We start from the raw sequence: 15,196 nt of genomic DNA, 5'->3' as shown, positions 1-15,196 counted from the left end.
ACTGAATACTGAATACTGAAAATATGGGAGATATTTCAAAAGACATCAACACTAGTTTTAAAAACGAAAAGTTAAAAGCATTAATCAATATAAAATACACGTCTAATTGGTTAAATAGCAAAGAAAATGAGTTTTTTAAACCCTATGGAATTTCGCCTCAGCAATACAATATTTTAAGAATTTTAAGAGGAGCAAAAGACAAAATTAAGGTGCAAATTGTAAAAGATAGAATGATAGAAAGAGCACCAAACGCAACTCGTTTAATGGATAAGTTGTGTGATAAAAGTTTGATAGAAAGAGAACGATGTGAACATGATAGAAGAGTAGTTTATGTTAAAATAACAAAACAAGGTTTAGTACTTTTATCATCCATAGACGTAGATAAAACTTTTACATATTTAGAGAATCTTACAGACGGAGAGGCAAAAACATTAAGTAATTTATTAGACAAGCTAAGGTAAAACACTCTATTTAAAGAAAAATAATCTATTGTGTTATTTAATGATGCTAATTGTTTTTTCAAATTTTAAAGTAATAATCATAAATTATGAAAACCTATAAAACCACACAGAAATTAGTATTTAGTCCGCTTGTAAATATGGGACCCATAAAATTGCGTCAGCCATTACCAATCCAAGGTTTAGAGAATGTAGATCCGTTTTTGTTGTTACATCATTATGGTCCTTATGCAATTTCAGAATTTAACAATCCATTCGATTTAGGTCCTCATCCTCACAGAGGTTTTGAACCCATAACTTTATTGTTTAAAGGCGAGCAATTACACAGAGATTCTCTTGGTAATGAAATGATTGTAAAAGCAGGTGGAGTTCAATGGACAACTGCTGGCAGAGGAATTATTCATGCAGAAGCTCCCACCAAAGAATTTGTAAAAAAAGGTGGCGATTTAGAAGGGATTCAGTTGTGGTTAAACCTGCCTGCTAAAGACAAAATGATAACACCAAATTATCAACATTTAGAAGAAAAACAGATTCCTAAATTGTATTCTGATGATAAAAAAATACAATTAAATATTATTGCAGGCCATCAAAAAAACACATCAGGTTTAATTAAAACACAAACAGCAGTTAATGTGTTTACAGCCAATGCAGATGAAAGTGGTAATCTAGAAATTGATATTCCAGAAACACATCAATCTTTAATTTATCTTTTAGATGGAGAAATTTTGGTCAACAATTCTGATATTTTAAAAAAGGGTGAAAATCAAATGATCGTTTTTAATCAAGATGGAAATACCATTCAATTTAAAGCGCAACAAAAGAGTAATTTATTGATTCTTTCAGGTGAGCCCATCAACGAAAAAGTTACACAATATGGACCTTATGTAATGAATACGCAAACCGAAATTTTAGAAGCAATGAGAGATTATCAGCAAGGAAAAATGGGATATTTATATTAATCTTTGGGCGTTACCTAAAAAGGTCGCGCTTTCCATTATATCTTTTTTGTGAAAAACAAAAAAGGATGCCATTTCAATCGCTAACGCAAAATTAGTGACTCAAAATTAAGTTTAGAACAGTATTAAAATAATTATCATGAAAAAAACAATTCACAAAGCAAATACAAGAGGTTTTGCCAATCATGGTTAGTTTAAATCTTATTATTCATTTAGTTTCTCTAAAAGACAAACAAATAGAGACGTTATAGTTATTTCTGATTTATAGAACTTGTATTTAATGCCAATAAAAAGACTAAATTATTGATAATAGTTGTTTTCTTATAGGCATATTTTTTAATTATTACCCAAAGCCAAAGAATCAAATTCTTTGGCTTTTTCATTTAAAAAAATAAACATATCTTGCAATTTGTTATGCATGCATAACAAATTTAATTTTAGTGATATGAAATACAAGCACATTTTTGAGCCATTAGATTTGGGATTTACAACCTTAAAAAATAGAATTTTAATGGGTTCTATGCATACAGGTTTAGAAGAAGAAAAAAACGGAATAGATAAAATTGCTACTTATTATGCAGAAAGGGCAAAAGGAGGTGTAGGTTTAATTGTAACTGGTGGTATTTCACCAAATATACAAGGTTGGACAGGTCCTTTTTCTGCAAGAATGTCTACTAAAAAACATGCAAAACATCATCAGAAAATAACAGAAGCTGTTCATAAAGAAGGAGGTAAAATATGTATGCAAATATTACATGCAGGTAGGTATGGATATCATCCTTTTAATGTTGCTCCATCAAAAATAAAATCGCCTATAACACCATTTACACCTTTTAAATTAAAAGAATCTGGTATAAAAAGAACAATTAATGATTTTGTAAACTCAGCAAAACTCTCTAAAGTAGCAGGTTATGATGGAGTAGAAATTATGGGTTCTGAAGGTTATTTAATTAATCAGTTTATAGCAAAAAGAACTAATAAAAGAACAGATAATTGGGGTGGAGATTATGAAAACAGAATGCGTTTACCCATAGAATTAGTAAAGCAAACAAGAGCTGCAGTTGGCAAAGATTTTATAATTATTTACAGACTATCTATGCTAGATTTAGTTAAAGGTGGAAGCTCTTGGGAAGAAATTGTACAATTGGGTAAAGAAATAGAAAAAGCTGGTGCAACAATTATAAATACAGGAGTTGGCTGGCATGAAGCAAGAATACCAACAATTGCAACATCTGTGCCTAGAGCAGCATTTACTTGGGTTACTCAAAAAATGAAAGAAGAAATCGCAATTCCGTTAATTACTTCTAATAGAATTAATATGCCAGAAACTGCAGAAAAAGTTTTGGCAGAAGGTCATGCAGATATGGTTTCTATGGCTCGTCCTTTTTTAGCAGACCCAGAATGGGTTAATAAAGCTAAAGCTGATAAAAGTGATGAAATAAATACTTGTATTGGTTGTAATCAAGCATGTTTAGATCATGTATTTCAGCAAAAAGTAGCTAGTTGTTTGGTAAATCCAAGAGCTTGTCATGAAACAGAATTGAATTACAATCCAACAGATAATAAAAAGAAAATAGCTGTAATTGGTGCTGGGCCTGCAGGTTTAGCAGCGTCAACAATTGCTGCAAAAAGAGGTCATTCTGTTACTTTGTTTGATGCTTCATCAGAAATTGGGGGGCAATTTAATATGGCGAAACAGATTCCTGGTAAAGAAGAATTTTACGAAACAATACGTTATTTTCAAAAACAAATTGATTTGCATAATGTTGATGTTAAGTTAAATACCAAAATTTCTGTGGATGATTTGAAAGAATCAGATTTTGATGAAATAGTTTTAGCAACAGGTATAAAGCCAAGAGAATTAAATATAGAAGGTATTAATCATGCAAAAGTGTTAAGTTATATTGATGTTTTAAGACATAAAAAAACTGTAGGAAAGAGAGTTGCAGTTATTGGAGCAGGAGGTATAGGTTTTGATGTTTCAGAATATCTTTCTCATAAAGGTGAATCTACAGCATTAAATATTGATGTTTGGTTAAAAGAATGGGGTATTGATAAATCTTTAGAAGCTAGAAGTGGAGTTGAAGGTGTAAAACCTGAGTTTGAAGAATCACCAAGAGAAATTTACATGTTTAAAAGAAGTAAAGGTAAATTTGGTGGTAACCTTGGTAAAACAACTGGTTGGATTCATAGATCTACTTTAAAAAAGAAAAAAGTACAGTTTATTGGTGAGGTTACATATACTAAAATTGATGATGATGGTTTGCATTATAAAAAAGATGAAAACGATATTATTTTAGATGTTGATAATGTGATAATTTGTGCAGGTCAAACACCATTTAAAGAACTCTATCAACCTTTATTAGACTTAGGTAAAAATGTTCATGTAATTGGTGGTGCAGATTTTGCAAGTGAATTAGATGCAAAAAGAGCTATAAATCAAGGAGCAAGATTAGCTGCTAAATTGTAAAGTAGATTATTATTGATTTTGCTTAATAACGCAAGTTTTTAATAAAAATACACTCTAAGCTTATATATTCATTAAAAAAAATCATTATGAAACATATATTTTTTGCAGCACTTTTATTGGTAAATAGTTTGATTTTTTCTCAAGGTATGAGAAATGGTGGAGGAGGAATGAATCAACAAAATAGACAAGGAGAAACAAGAGAGGTTAAGGAATTCAAGGCGAGTGAAGCTGCAGGTATTTTTTATTATGAAACTGATGTGGTTATAAAAAAAATAAAAGTTAAAGATGATCAATTAAAAATTAAAGTAAAAAAAGTTATAAGTAATTACAATTTTAAAGTTAAAGAAATTGCATTTTTAAATTCAGTAAAATTTTCTGATTTAAATGTTGTTGTAAATACATCAATGAGTTCAGGTAATAGAGAAGAAGGTGTAAAAATGAGAGAAAAAGTAGAAGAAGTAATCAAACCTGTTAAAGAAGAAATTCTTATACATGAAGAAGAGTTGAATAAAAACTTAGAAAATATTTTATCAGAAAAACAATTTAAAAAATGGGTAAAATATCAAAAGAATAAGAGAGATAGCCTAGAACCTAAAAAACATAATAATGAAGAAGGTGGTAGAGGTAGAGGTGAGAGAAGACAATAAAATAAAAGACTATTTTAAGAAAATTCTATATTAATAGGATTTTTTTGTTTTTAAGTAAAATTAAACACTATTTTTAGAAAAAAATACCATGAAACTATTTACAGTTAAAGAATTATGTTCACTTATTAATGGCGAATTAATAGGAAATTGCGAAGATGTAATTAATGCACCAGAGCAAATTGAAAAAGCAGTAAAAGGGCAAGTTACTTTTATAGGGAATTCGAAATATGAACGTTTATGGAAAAGCTCTAATGCAAGTGTTGCTATTGTTTTTGAAGGAATAAAAATTCTTCCAGAAGAAGGAAAAGCATTTGTGAAAGTAAAAAATGTAGATTTAGCAATGGCTGTTCTTTTAGAAGCTTTTCAAGCAGAGGCTCCTTTTTTTGAAACAGAAATTCATTCAACAGCAGTCATAGATAAAACTGTAAAATTAGGTAAAAATTGTAAAATTGGTGCCAATTCTTACATTGGTAAAAATGTAACTTTAGGAGATAATGTAATAATATATCCCAATGTTTCTGTTTTTGATGATTCTACGATTGGAAATGAAACAGTTGTATGGTCTGGAACTGTTATTAGAGAACGAACTAAAATAGGAAGTCACTGTATTTTTCATACCAATGTAAGTATTGGTTCTGATGGTTTTGGGTACAGACCAAGTAATGATGGTAGAGGTTTAGTAAAAATTATACATATAGGTAATGTAGTAATAGGTAATGCAGTAGAAATTGGAGCAAATTCTTGTATTGATAGAGGTAAATTTAGTTCTACTATTTTAGGTGATGGTTGCAAAATAGATAATTTAGTACAAATTGGTCATAATTCTGTTTTAGGAAGATGTTGTATTATGGCAGGGAATAGTGGTTTAGCAGGTTCTGTAACTTTAGGAGATGGTGTAATTATTGGAGGAAGTGCTTCTATTAAAGACCATGTAACTATTCATTCTGGCGCAAAAGTAGGTGCAGGTTCTGGGGTTATAAGTGATGTTGCTGCTGGTAAAACAGTTGTTGGTTATCCTGCTTGTGATTCGAGAGAAAAGATGAAACAATGGGTTGCTTTACGTAAACTGGCAAAAAACTAAAATTAAAAAGACTTTTTGTTCTTTAGAGACACTGTTTTGAAGGTTTTTTACTAAACCTATAATTTGACAGTTCTAATTAATTAACGATATTTGTACAGAATAAACAATTTGGAAATATGTCAATGAATAAAAATACTGTATTAGGTTATGCTACTTTATTAATGATAGTAATGGGTATAGTATTAATTTTATTAGGAGGATACAGATACGAAGATGTAGCAGGTTGGGGTTTTGCAACTGTTGGTTTTGGTTTTTTCTGTATAGCTTGGGTATTTAATGCTCTTAAAGGAAGAGTATAAAGTCTACAAATTTCTGTAGCAATTTCACATTTATTTAAAAAAAATATTAAAATGTCAGACGATAAGAAAGTCATTTTTTCGATGAATAAGGTTTCTAAAACCTATCAATCAACAGGTAAACAAGTTTTAAAAGATATTTATTTAAGTTTCTTTTATGGTGCTAAAATTGGTATTCTTGGTTTAAATGGATCAGGTAAATCAACTTTATTAAAAATTATTGCTGGTGTAGAAAAGAATTTTCAAGGTGATGTTACTTTTTCTCCAGGTTATAAAGTTGGATATTTAGAACAAGAACCACAATTAGATCCAGAAAAAACAGTAATTGAAATTGTAAGAGAAGGTGTTGCAGAAACTGTTGCAATTCTTGATGAATACAACAAAATTAACGACATGTTTGGTTTAGAAGAAGTCTATTCTGATGCAGACAAGATGGAAAAATTAATGAACCAACAAGCAGAATTACAAGATAAAATTGATGCTGCTAATGCTTGGGAATTAGATACCAAATTAGAAATTGCAATGGATGCTTTAAGAACTCCTGATTCTGATAAAAAAATCGGAGTCCTTTCTGGAGGAGAAAAAAGACGTGTTGCTTTATGTAGATTATTATTACAAGAACCAGAAATATTATTATTAGATGAGCCTACTAACCATTTAGATGCAGAATCTGTCCATTGGTTAGAACATCATTTAGCACAGTATAAAGGAACTGTAATTGCAGTAACTCACGATAGATATTTTTTAGACAATGTAGCTGGCTGGATTTTAGAATTGGATAGAGGAGAAGGTATACCTTGGAAAGGAAACTACTCTTCTTGGTTAGATCAAAAATCTAACAGAATGGCACAAGAAAGTAAAACAGCTTCTAAACGTCAAAAAACTTTAGAGAGAGAGTTAGAGTGGGTACGTCAAGGAGCAAAAGGTCGTCAAACAAAGCAAAAAGCACGTTTGAAGAATTATGACAAATTAATGAGTCAAGATCAGAAACAAGTTGATGAAAAATTAGAAATCTACATTCCTAATGGACCTCGTTTAGGAACCAATGTTATTGAAGCAACAGGTGTTTCTAAAGCTTTTGATGATAAAATTTTATATGAAAATTTAGAGTTTAACCTTCCACAAGCAGGTATTGTTGGTATCATTGGACCAAATGGAGCAGGTAAAACCACTATTTTTAAAATGATTATGGGAGAAGAAACTCCTGATAATGGAAACTTTAAAGTGGGTGAAACTGCTAAAATTGCATATGTAGATCAAGCACACTCAGATATCAATCCAGATAAAACAATTTGGGAAAACTTTTCTGATGGTCAAGATTTAGTAATGATGGGAGGTAAGCAAGTGAACTCTCGTGCTTATTTAAGTCGTTTTAACTTTTCTGGTAGTGAGCAAAACAAGAAAGTTTCTACACTTTCTGGAGGAGAAAGAAATAGATTACATTTAGCAATGACGCTAAAAGAAGAAGGTAACGTTTTACTTTTAGATGAGCCAACAAACGATTTAGATGTAAATACGTTGAGAGCTTTAGAAGAAGGTTTAGAAAACTTTGCAGGATGTGCTGTAGTTATTAGTCACGATAGATGGTTTTTAGATAGAATTTGCACACACATTTTAGCTTTTGAAGGAGATAGCCAAGTTTATTTCTTTGAAGGTTCTTTTTCTGATTATGAAGAAAATAAGAAAAAACGTTTGGGTGGAGATTTAATGCCAAAACGTATTAAGTATAAAAAGTTAATTAGATAAAATAAATAAATCTTCATTCTTGGTGAGAGAATGAAGATTTAAATCAGTCCAAATAACTTAAAAAGTTGGGGGTGTATACAAAAGTATATATTATTAAAGTTTATACTATGAGGAAAAACCCTTATTTATTTTAAGAAAAACCTTTATTTTAAACAACAATTTTAGCTGATTATATTTTTATATCAGCTATTTTTTTGTTCAGTATATTATTTGTTTTTAGTAGTTTTTTGCTCCTAAAAACGATTTAAGTAATTTAATGGTCAACATAGTTAAAAGACTTAAAAAAGGGAAAACTGAAAAAAAGAAAATCATTACAATAAGTCCGTCTTCTAATGATTTTATTTTACCAATAGACATTAAATGTAAACCTGAGAAATATAAAGCTATAGAAGATATTGCAAGTAAAAAAACTTGCCTTATGGTATCTTTGTCCATAATGTTAGGGAATTTTAAGGGGTTAAATATGCTGCAATATAAGTTGTTTTTTTAATTATTTTAATAATTTTAAGAAAATTTTAAGATTTATAAAATACCTGTTTTTATTTTTTTCCAAGTTTTAATTAATAAAAAGGCAGAGATAATTGCTATTACAGATGTAATTATAGCTATAGAATATTCTCCATAAATCCAATAACCAGTTGTAAAGAGACAACTGTAAATTAATATACAACCCAATAACATTGCTAAAATCCCTGAGGGTACATTCCAGTTTTTGTTTTCTTCTAATATAATTTTATTGTTTTCAACTTTTTCCAAAACAGGAATCCATCCTGGACCACCAGGTTGCGTTTTATTGTAGAATTTAATTAAAACTTCTTGTTTTTCTGGTTTAGTGATAAAGGTAAATAAAATCCAAATTGCAGTTGTAATAAAAACAACTACTGGTAGTTTAGCCCAAATAGGCAAAAAGCCTTCATCACCAAAAAATAGAATACCAATACTTTCTGATGAAAAAATTAATGAAATAACACCAGAAACAATCATTGCAGAAATTTCACTCCAAGCATTAATTCGCCACCAAAACCATCTTAAAATAAAGATTAATCCAGTACCAGCACCAAACATAATTATTATATCGAAAAGTTGTTTTGCATTTTGTAAGTATAAAGCAAAAAGTGCACTAAAAACCATTAATAAAATTGTAGAAATTCTACCTACAGCAACCAAATGTTTTTCTGAAGCATCTTTCTTTATGTGCTGTTTATAAAAATCATTCACAATATAAGATGATCCCCAGTTTAAATGCGTAGAAATGGTTGACATATATGCAGCAATTAAAGAGGCTAAAACCAAGCCTAATAAACCACTTGGCAATTTTGTTAACATTGCAGAATACGCTAAATCATCACCTAATTTACTCTCAGAAATATTAGGAAAAGCTTCTTGAATACTTGCTATATCAGGATATATGATTAAAGAAGCTAAAGCTACTAAAATCCAAGGCCAAGGACGCAGAGCATAATGCATAATGTTAAAGAAAAAAGTGGCACCCATTGCGTGGTTTTCATCTTTAGCAGCTAACATTCTTTGTGCAATATAACCACCACCTCCAGGTTCAGAACCTGGGTACCAAGAACTCCACCATTGTACAGCTAAAGGAATAACTAAAAGTGTAATAATTGCTTCTGTATTATTAAAATCTGGTAAAATCGATAATTTATCTACTACATTTTCGTGGGTAATCAAAGCTTCAATTCCGCCAATTTCTGGCAAGTTAACTAGATAATAAGCTGCACCAATTGCACCAGCCATAGCTGTAAAAAATAGTATAAAATCGGTGTAAACTACACCTTTAAATCCGCCTAAAGCACTAAAAATTACAGTTACAGTTCCTGCATAAACAATGGTTTCCCAAGGTTGTAAACCTAACATTATACTTCCAATTTTTATAGCAGCTAGAGTTACACCTGCCATTGCAAAAATATTGAACAGAAACCCTAAATATAAAGCTCTAAAGCCTCTTAAAAACTTTGCAGGTTTGCCTCCATAACGTAATTCATAAAATTCTATATCTGTTTTTACATTAGATTTTCGCCATAATTTTGCATAAACAAAAACAGTTAATAAACCAGTTATTAAAAAGGCCCACCACATCCAATTAGATGAAACTCCGTCTTTTCTAACAATATCTGTAACAAAATTAGGAGTATCTGTAGAAAAAGTAGTGGCAACCATTGAAACACCTAATAACCACCAAGGCATATTTCTACCAGAAAGAAAAAACTCGGTTGAGTCTTTGCCTGATTTTTTAGAAACGTAAATTCCAATAAATAAAGTGATTAAAAAAAATGAAATGATTAATACATAATCTAATGTACTTAAATTGATCATAAAGTTTTTATTGATTGTTAGGATAGTTGCAATATAAATATTTAATAATTACCAATTTAATCTTTCTGGGTAATGCTGTTTTAAATATTGTTTTATGATGATAATATCGTCTTTAGCAGTTAAATCTGGCACGTGTTCAGAAAGTGGAATTGCTAAAAAAGCCTGAGGATAATCTGCAACAAAATTTAAAACTACTGTTGGCAATTCTTTTTCATTTCGCTTTGGATGAATAGGACAGTTTTTTAAATAAGGATATATCATTTTTCCATCCATTTTAAAAATATTCATACTTACTCTAATTTTACCTTTTTCGTCTTTATACGCTTCAGCTTCTTCTAATGTTGGTTTTTCAATTATATTTTTTAGATAATTGTTTTCATCTAAATTCATAATAGCAAAAGAATAAATTTTTTCTAAAGAAAATTCTAATGCATCTCTATCAAAAGAAACTAAAACGTTAGAATTTGTAGTTTCTCTTAATATTTTTAAAGACTTTTCTGAATATAAATTATCGCTATTACAAACTGTAAATTGTTGTGATTGTAGTTCTGGAAATTGCTCTACAGCCTGAAAAACTGCATCTGCAGTTCCAAAAGGTTTTACTCTTTCTTTTGGGATATATTGAATAGGAAAGGAGATGTTTAATCCGTTAAAATTATTATTTTTACTTTTATCACCATAAAACTCTTTAAACAAACGACCTTTTTCATTGATAACAATATAGATGTTTTTATAACCTGCTTTTTTTGCATTAAATAAAAGATAATCCATTAAAGGTCTACCAGAATTACCAACACTAATTAAGCTTTTACTTCTATTATTTGCTTGATTAATTTCTTGTTCGTTTACAGATTTAGAAGCAGCAGGTCTTTTCATTCTTGATGACATTCCTCCAGCTAAAATTATTAAATTATAGTGCATCATATTATTTTATTCGATTCTTGCTCCTTGATCTATTGCAGCAATATAAACATCTTTTGCACCTGCATTAAAAAGTGCTTTTTTAATAGCGATTTCTTTATTTTTAGGTGATAAAACAGCAATACTTCCTCCACCTCCAGAACCCACAATTTTTGCTCCTAAAGCACCAGAATTTACAGCTGCATCTATCATAGCATCAATTTTAGGAACTGTTATTTTTAAAAGATTTTTTAAATAATGATGATGTTGAGTCATCAATTTACCAATTTTTACTAAATCGATTTTATCTTTTTTAAATTCAGTTAGCGCTTTTTTTGTAACGTTGAAATTCCCAATTGCAGCTTCTAAATAAGGTTTTAAATCAGATGAAATACAATCTAAATATTTTTGTAAATCATCAAAATTTGCTGTTTCAACTTTAAAATTGGGTATCTTTTTTTTAACTTCTTCAATAGCCAACCAAGAATTTGTTTTTAATCTTTTTAGCAGAGCAGTAGTTTCTTTAGGAACACCAGAATCTGCCATTATTAATCCAGTTAAGGGTGCTTTTAAAACATTATAAGAAAAATCATCACCGGTTTCTAAATAAATAATATTTCCTAAACCAATACTGTATTGATCCATTTTTCCTCCTGGATTATTAAACTCTAAAACTTCAGCTTCAAAAGCCAATTGAGATATATTTTCTGGAGTTAATAGTTTTTCTGGACCAAAGGCTTTTAATAAAAACTGAACCCAAGCTACTGTTAATGCTGATGAACTAGAAGTACCAGAATTTATTGGAATTGTACCAGTAATCAAAATATCATAACCTGAATCTGGTATACAATTGTATCTTTTTAAAACTTGTAAAGATGATTGTAAAAAATCTTCTTTTTCTAGTTTTTCAATCTCTTCAAAAATCGGAATTGTTCTTTTTTTATTGATGTCTGGCATATCAATATTAAAAGATTCAGAATTGTTTTTTGTTGCTTTTATAGTAATATGTCTATTAATAGCACAAGCAATAATGGGTAACCCTAAATAATCCTGATGATCACCAAACAAACAAGTTCTTCCTGGTGCTATGGATATAATTTCTTTCAAACGAATTACTTTTTTTCTACAAAATCATCAGGAGCAAAATAAATTTCTTTAGCAGTCCATCTTTTTTGTAAATTCTTTAGTGATTTTTTAAAAACACCAAAATTCTTTTGTTTTTTATCTGTCCAACCAACTTCTGCATAAGCAGCAATTCTTGGAAAAACTTTGTAATGCATTTCACCATCTGTAGGTATCCATTCTCCCCACATTTGGCAACCCAAACCAATTACTTTATGATGATATTTTGGTTCTAATTTTTCTGGAACAGGATCAAAAGCATAGGCTTTTGATAAAGGTAAATTTTTATATCTGTAATCTAAATACGTAAAAGTATGTAATGAATTTACAATTTCATAACCATTACTTGCAGCTGTTGTTGCCAATTCTACATCACCTTTCCAAAAATGAATAATGCTTTCTTGTGCTAATTTTTGAGTCGTTTTTGTATCGTTTTTATCTTGATAAAAATGTAAATTGTGTCCCATAATTTCGTTCCAACCCATCATTCTTCTACCTTTACTTTGTAAATATTTAGAAATACTGTTTGTAAAATAAACTTGTAAATCTGCAGGAGTTGCCAAGTTATTTTCTTTCATATATTTCTGAACATAAGGAGAAGATTTCCAATGATTGTATTTTACTTCATCACCACCAATATGAATAACTTCGGAAGGAAACAACTCCATAACTTCATCTAAAACATCTTTTAAAAAGTCAGTTACTCTTTGGTTTGCAACATTGTAAACATCTTTGCCAACTCCGAATTTTATAGGTACTTCAATTTCTTTACCAGAAGTTCCTAACCAAGGATATGCTGCAATTGCAGCAGTAGAATGCCCAGGCATTTCTATTTCTGGAACAACAGTTATATGCCTTTCTTTTGCATATTGTATAATTTCTTTAATTTCTTCTTGTGTATAAAAACCTTCATGTGGTTCTGCAGATTGAATCGGACTTTCCCATTGTAAAGGACCAATTTGAGTACTTTTTCTTTTAGACCCAATTTCGGTTAGTTTTGGATATTTTTTTATTTCAATTCGCCAACCTTGGTCATCTACCAAATGCCAATGAAAAACATTCATTTTTAAAAAAGCCATTTCATCTAAAAGCAACTTTACCTGTTTCATCCCTTTAAAATAACGTGCTTCATCTAACATAAAAGAGCGCCATTTAAATCTTGGACAATCTTCTATTTTAACCACTTTTACCTCTAAATGTTTTTCATATTTAGAAAAATGGGCATTGTAAGAACACAATTGTTTTAAAGTTTGTACTCCATAAAATAAACCCGTTTCATTTTTGGCGATAATTGAAATTTTATCAGTATTTACTGTAAGTTCGTAACTTTCATCAGCAAAACTTTTATCAATCTTAAATTCGATAAAATTTATTTTAAGGTTTTGAAAAGCAGTAGTTTTTAAGTTTAAATTAAATTCCTCTTTAAAATATTGCTGTAAATTATCTGCAAGAATTTTACTGTCATTATCAAAAACAATTTGTGTTTCTGAATTTATTTTTATTGACTTGTTTCCTGTAATTATTTTTTGAGGACGAGGTGTAATATGTATTTCTTGTGATGTAATAATTTGAGTGTTTAACAAAAGAAACAAACTGAAAAAAAGTATAAATTTAATTTTCATTTTTTGGGGATGTGATTATTCCTTAAAAATAAGCTTTTATTCGTTCATTTTTAAAAATGACAAGTGATATTTTAATCCGAAGTTAAAGAAAGTACTACTTAATTGACCTCCTTTAGCTTTTACATAACCACCAGCAGCTCTAAGACTTAAAGTATTGTTTAGTTTATAGCTTAAACCAGCACTTGGTTTTAAAATTAAGCCCTCACCAGTACTAATATCTCCACCACCAGCAGCACCCGTTAAAACTTGTCCGAAAATGGTGATTTTATCGTTTGCAATAGGATTTGTTTTTGCACCTAAACCAACAATTCCTTCTGCATAAGCACCAGCATTACCAAAATTAGCAAATGCAGTTTGCCCAGCAACATAAACATTTTTGTTTAAATCTAAGTTTATTTGAAGTGAGATTTGATGTAAATCCTCTGTAGGTTGATCATCTCTTTCAGCATCTAAATAAAGATCCTGTTTTACAATTACTTCAAAACCTTTAAATTTTCCAGAAGAAAAAGATTTGTCTGCTATAATTCCATTTCTATCAATATAATATTTTATTCCAACACCTAAAGAAGAAGTATTAAAATGTGAGTTAGGAGATAGCACAAAACCTTTGTTTAGTGCTATAAATAAATAATTATAAATTCTTTGTTCAATAGACAAATCTGGATAAAGTAAAAAACCACCTTGTGTGTCTATTCCACCACCACCAGCTGCACCAACTCCAAATTTAGCTAAAATATTTGTACTGTTGTTGTTGATGTTAAAGTGATAACCACCACCTAAAAATACATCCATAAAACCAGCTTTAATTCCATCGAAAGCACCATCTACTTTTAAAAATGCAAACCAGTTTTCGGTGATATAAGAATCGAACTCGAAACCTGCTAATTTTATAGTTTTTCCATTATTAATACCTTGAGTATCACCTTTTATTTTTAGTGTGTTTAGGTGCAACATCATAGAAGTTTTTTTAGAATTGATGTTCCAATCTGACTTTGCTAAATCTGTAAAATCAACTTCGTTTTCAGATAAATTATAATCAGCATATACAAAGTTTAAAGGAAATTCTAAACCAACATTAAATTGATGTCCTTTAATTAGACCATCATCAAAAAAGTTAACATAAGACCAACCTGAATTTAATGAGAAACTTTTAAAATCGTAACCCAAATTAAAATGAGGTAAAATAAAAGCGCCTCCACCATCTGGAGCTGCAGCACCACCTCCACCACCAAAATGAAAACCAGTATCTAAATAAAAATCATCGCCAAAATATTTTTTAATTCCTGCATTTACGCCTAAAGTAAAAAAGCCACCTCTTTCTCCTGAAACTGCTCCATAAATACCAGTACCTGCATAAGCCCAATCATTCAACATTAAGTTGTAATGAATACCAGTAAACCCCATATTTGCTTCATTAGGTATAGAAGTTTCAGGCATATTTATAGATAGAAAATCTAGTTTTGCAAATGCGTTTTGAGTTTTTTTATTAGGAACATTATCTGTTTGAGATGATATAAATTGACTAGAAAATGAGATTACAAATAAAATTAAAAGTTTTTTCATAATT

At 29.8% G+C, this 15,196-nt stretch carries 13 protein-coding genes; 7 read left to right on the top strand and 6 right to left on the bottom strand.

Annotation, left to right across the window (positions count from 1 at the left end; all coding sequences use genetic code 11):
* Positions 1 to 23: 23 nt before the first annotated feature.
* From KO506_RS12260 to ettA, 7 genes are all read left to right on the top strand, one after another.
* Complete coding sequence (locus KO506_RS12260; RefSeq protein ID WP_215995205.1) at positions 24 to 461, top strand: MarR family winged helix-turn-helix transcriptional regulator; 438 nt, start codon at positions 24 to 26, stop codon at positions 459 to 461.
* An 86-nt stretch (positions 462 to 547) separates the two neighbouring features.
* Positions 548 to 1,417 carry a pirin family protein gene (locus KO506_RS12255; protein ID WP_215995204.1) on the top strand — a complete coding sequence of 290 codons (870 nt, stop codon included), beginning with the start codon at positions 548 to 550 and terminating at the stop codon, positions 1,415 to 1,417.
* A gap of 442 nt (positions 1,418 to 1,859) precedes the next feature.
* Positions 1,860 to 3,884 (top strand): NADPH-dependent 2,4-dienoyl-CoA reductase, encoded by a 2,025-nt coding sequence (locus KO506_RS12250; protein WP_215995203.1) that lies wholly within the window; start codon positions 1,860 to 1,862, stop codon positions 3,882 to 3,884.
* A gap of 86 nt (positions 3,885 to 3,970) precedes the next feature.
* Positions 3,971 to 4,531 (top strand): hypothetical protein, encoded by a 561-nt coding sequence (locus KO506_RS12245; protein WP_215995202.1) that lies wholly within the window; start codon positions 3,971 to 3,973, stop codon positions 4,529 to 4,531.
* Between the two features lie 88 nt (positions 4,532 to 4,619).
* Positions 4,620 to 5,612 (top strand): UDP-3-O-(3-hydroxymyristoyl)glucosamine N-acyltransferase, encoded by a 993-nt coding sequence (gene lpxD, locus KO506_RS12240; RefSeq protein WP_215995201.1) that lies wholly within the window; start codon positions 4,620 to 4,622, stop codon positions 5,610 to 5,612.
* A gap of 116 nt (positions 5,613 to 5,728) precedes the next feature.
* Positions 5,729 to 5,911, top strand: coding sequence for a CAL67264 family membrane protein (locus tag KO506_RS12235; protein ID WP_215995200.1), 183 nt, complete (start codon positions 5,729 to 5,731; stop codon positions 5,909 to 5,911).
* Positions 5,912 to 5,962: 51 nt separating this feature from the next.
* Complete coding sequence (gene ettA / locus KO506_RS12230) at positions 5,963 to 7,654, top strand: energy-dependent translational throttle protein EttA (protein WP_215995199.1); 1,692 nt, start codon at positions 5,963 to 5,965, stop codon at positions 7,652 to 7,654.
* Between the two features lie 216 nt (positions 7,655 to 7,870).
* Here the strand turns inward: ettA and KO506_RS12225 are convergent, their stop codons facing one another.
* The 6 genes from KO506_RS12225 to KO506_RS12200 all read right to left on the bottom strand — a co-directional run bounded on the left by KO506_RS12225 (position 7,871) and on the right by KO506_RS12200 (position 15,192).
* A complete protein-coding gene (locus KO506_RS12225) occupies positions 7,871 to 8,089 on the bottom strand; it encodes a hypothetical protein (protein WP_215995198.1) in 219 nt (72 codons plus the stop codon).
* Between the two features lie 87 nt (positions 8,090 to 8,176).
* Positions 8,177 to 9,985 (bottom strand): sodium:solute symporter family protein, encoded by a 1,809-nt coding sequence (locus KO506_RS12220; RefSeq protein ID WP_215995197.1) that lies wholly within the window; start codon positions 9,983 to 9,985, stop codon positions 8,177 to 8,179.
* Positions 9,986 to 10,033: 48 nt separating this feature from the next.
* Positions 10,034 to 10,909, bottom strand: a complete 876-nt coding sequence (locus tag KO506_RS12215) for a sugar phosphate nucleotidyltransferase (protein ID WP_252726858.1) — start codon at positions 10,907 to 10,909, stop codon at positions 10,034 to 10,036.
* A 6-nt stretch (positions 10,910 to 10,915) separates the two neighbouring features.
* Positions 10,916 to 11,992 (bottom strand): mevalonate kinase family protein, encoded by a 1,077-nt coding sequence (locus KO506_RS12210; RefSeq protein ID WP_215995196.1) that lies wholly within the window; start codon positions 11,990 to 11,992, stop codon positions 10,916 to 10,918.
* A gap of 5 nt (positions 11,993 to 11,997) precedes the next feature.
* Positions 11,998 to 13,629, bottom strand: coding sequence for a beta-N-acetylhexosaminidase (locus KO506_RS12205; protein WP_215995195.1), 1,632 nt, complete (start codon positions 13,627 to 13,629; stop codon positions 11,998 to 12,000).
* Between the two features lie 36 nt (positions 13,630 to 13,665).
* A complete protein-coding gene (locus KO506_RS12200; protein WP_215995194.1) occupies positions 13,666 to 15,192 on the bottom strand; it encodes a hypothetical protein in 1,527 nt (508 codons plus the stop codon).
* Between the last annotated feature and the right edge of the window lie 4 nt (positions 15,193 to 15,196).

Origin of the sequence: Polaribacter vadi (genome assembly GCF_018861005.1) — a bacterium.
GTDB lineage: Bacteria > Bacteroidota > Bacteroidia > Flavobacteriales > Flavobacteriaceae > Polaribacter > Polaribacter vadi_A.
Note: the sequence above shows the minus strand (reverse complement) of the source record. Positions and strands in the feature narration are given on the sequence as shown.

What these genes read in the sequence shown, in the direction of transcription:
- KO506_RS12255 (WP_215995204.1), top strand. Translation starts at nt 548, where the DNA reads ATGAAAACCTATAAAACCACACAGAAATTAGTATTTAGTCCGCTTGTA.
- KO506_RS12245 (WP_215995202.1), top strand. Translation starts at nt 3,971, where the DNA reads ATGAAACATATATTTTTTGCAGCACTTTTATTGGTAAATAGTTTGATT.
- lpxD (WP_215995201.1), top strand. Translation starts at nt 4,620, where the DNA reads ATGAAACTATTTACAGTTAAAGAATTATGTTCACTTATTAATGGCGAA.
- KO506_RS12225 (WP_215995198.1), bottom strand. Translation starts at nt 8,089, where the DNA reads ATGGACAAAGATACCATAAGGCAAGTTTTTTTACTTGCAATATCTTCT.
- KO506_RS12235 (WP_215995200.1), top strand. Translation starts at nt 5,729, where the DNA reads ATGTCAATGAATAAAAATACTGTATTAGGTTATGCTACTTTATTAATG.
- KO506_RS12200 (WP_215995194.1), bottom strand. Translation starts at nt 15,192, where the DNA reads ATGAAAAAACTTTTAATTTTATTTGTAATCTCATTTTCTAGTCAATTT.
- KO506_RS12250 (WP_215995203.1), top strand. Translation starts at nt 1,860, where the DNA reads ATGAAATACAAGCACATTTTTGAGCCATTAGATTTGGGATTTACAACC.
- KO506_RS12220 (WP_215995197.1), bottom strand. Translation starts at nt 9,985, where the DNA reads ATGATCAATTTAAGTACATTAGATTATGTATTAATCATTTCATTTTTT.
- KO506_RS12205 (WP_215995195.1), bottom strand. Translation starts at nt 13,629, where the DNA reads ATGAAAATTAAATTTATACTTTTTTTCAGTTTGTTTCTTTTGTTAAAC.
- KO506_RS12260 (WP_215995205.1), top strand. Translation starts at nt 24, where the DNA reads ATGGGAGATATTTCAAAAGACATCAACACTAGTTTTAAAAACGAAAAG.
- KO506_RS12215 (WP_252726858.1), bottom strand. Translation starts at nt 10,909, where the DNA reads ATGATGCACTATAATTTAATAATTTTAGCTGGAGGAATGTCATCAAGA.
- ettA (WP_215995199.1), top strand. Translation starts at nt 5,963, where the DNA reads ATGTCAGACGATAAGAAAGTCATTTTTTCGATGAATAAGGTTTCTAAA.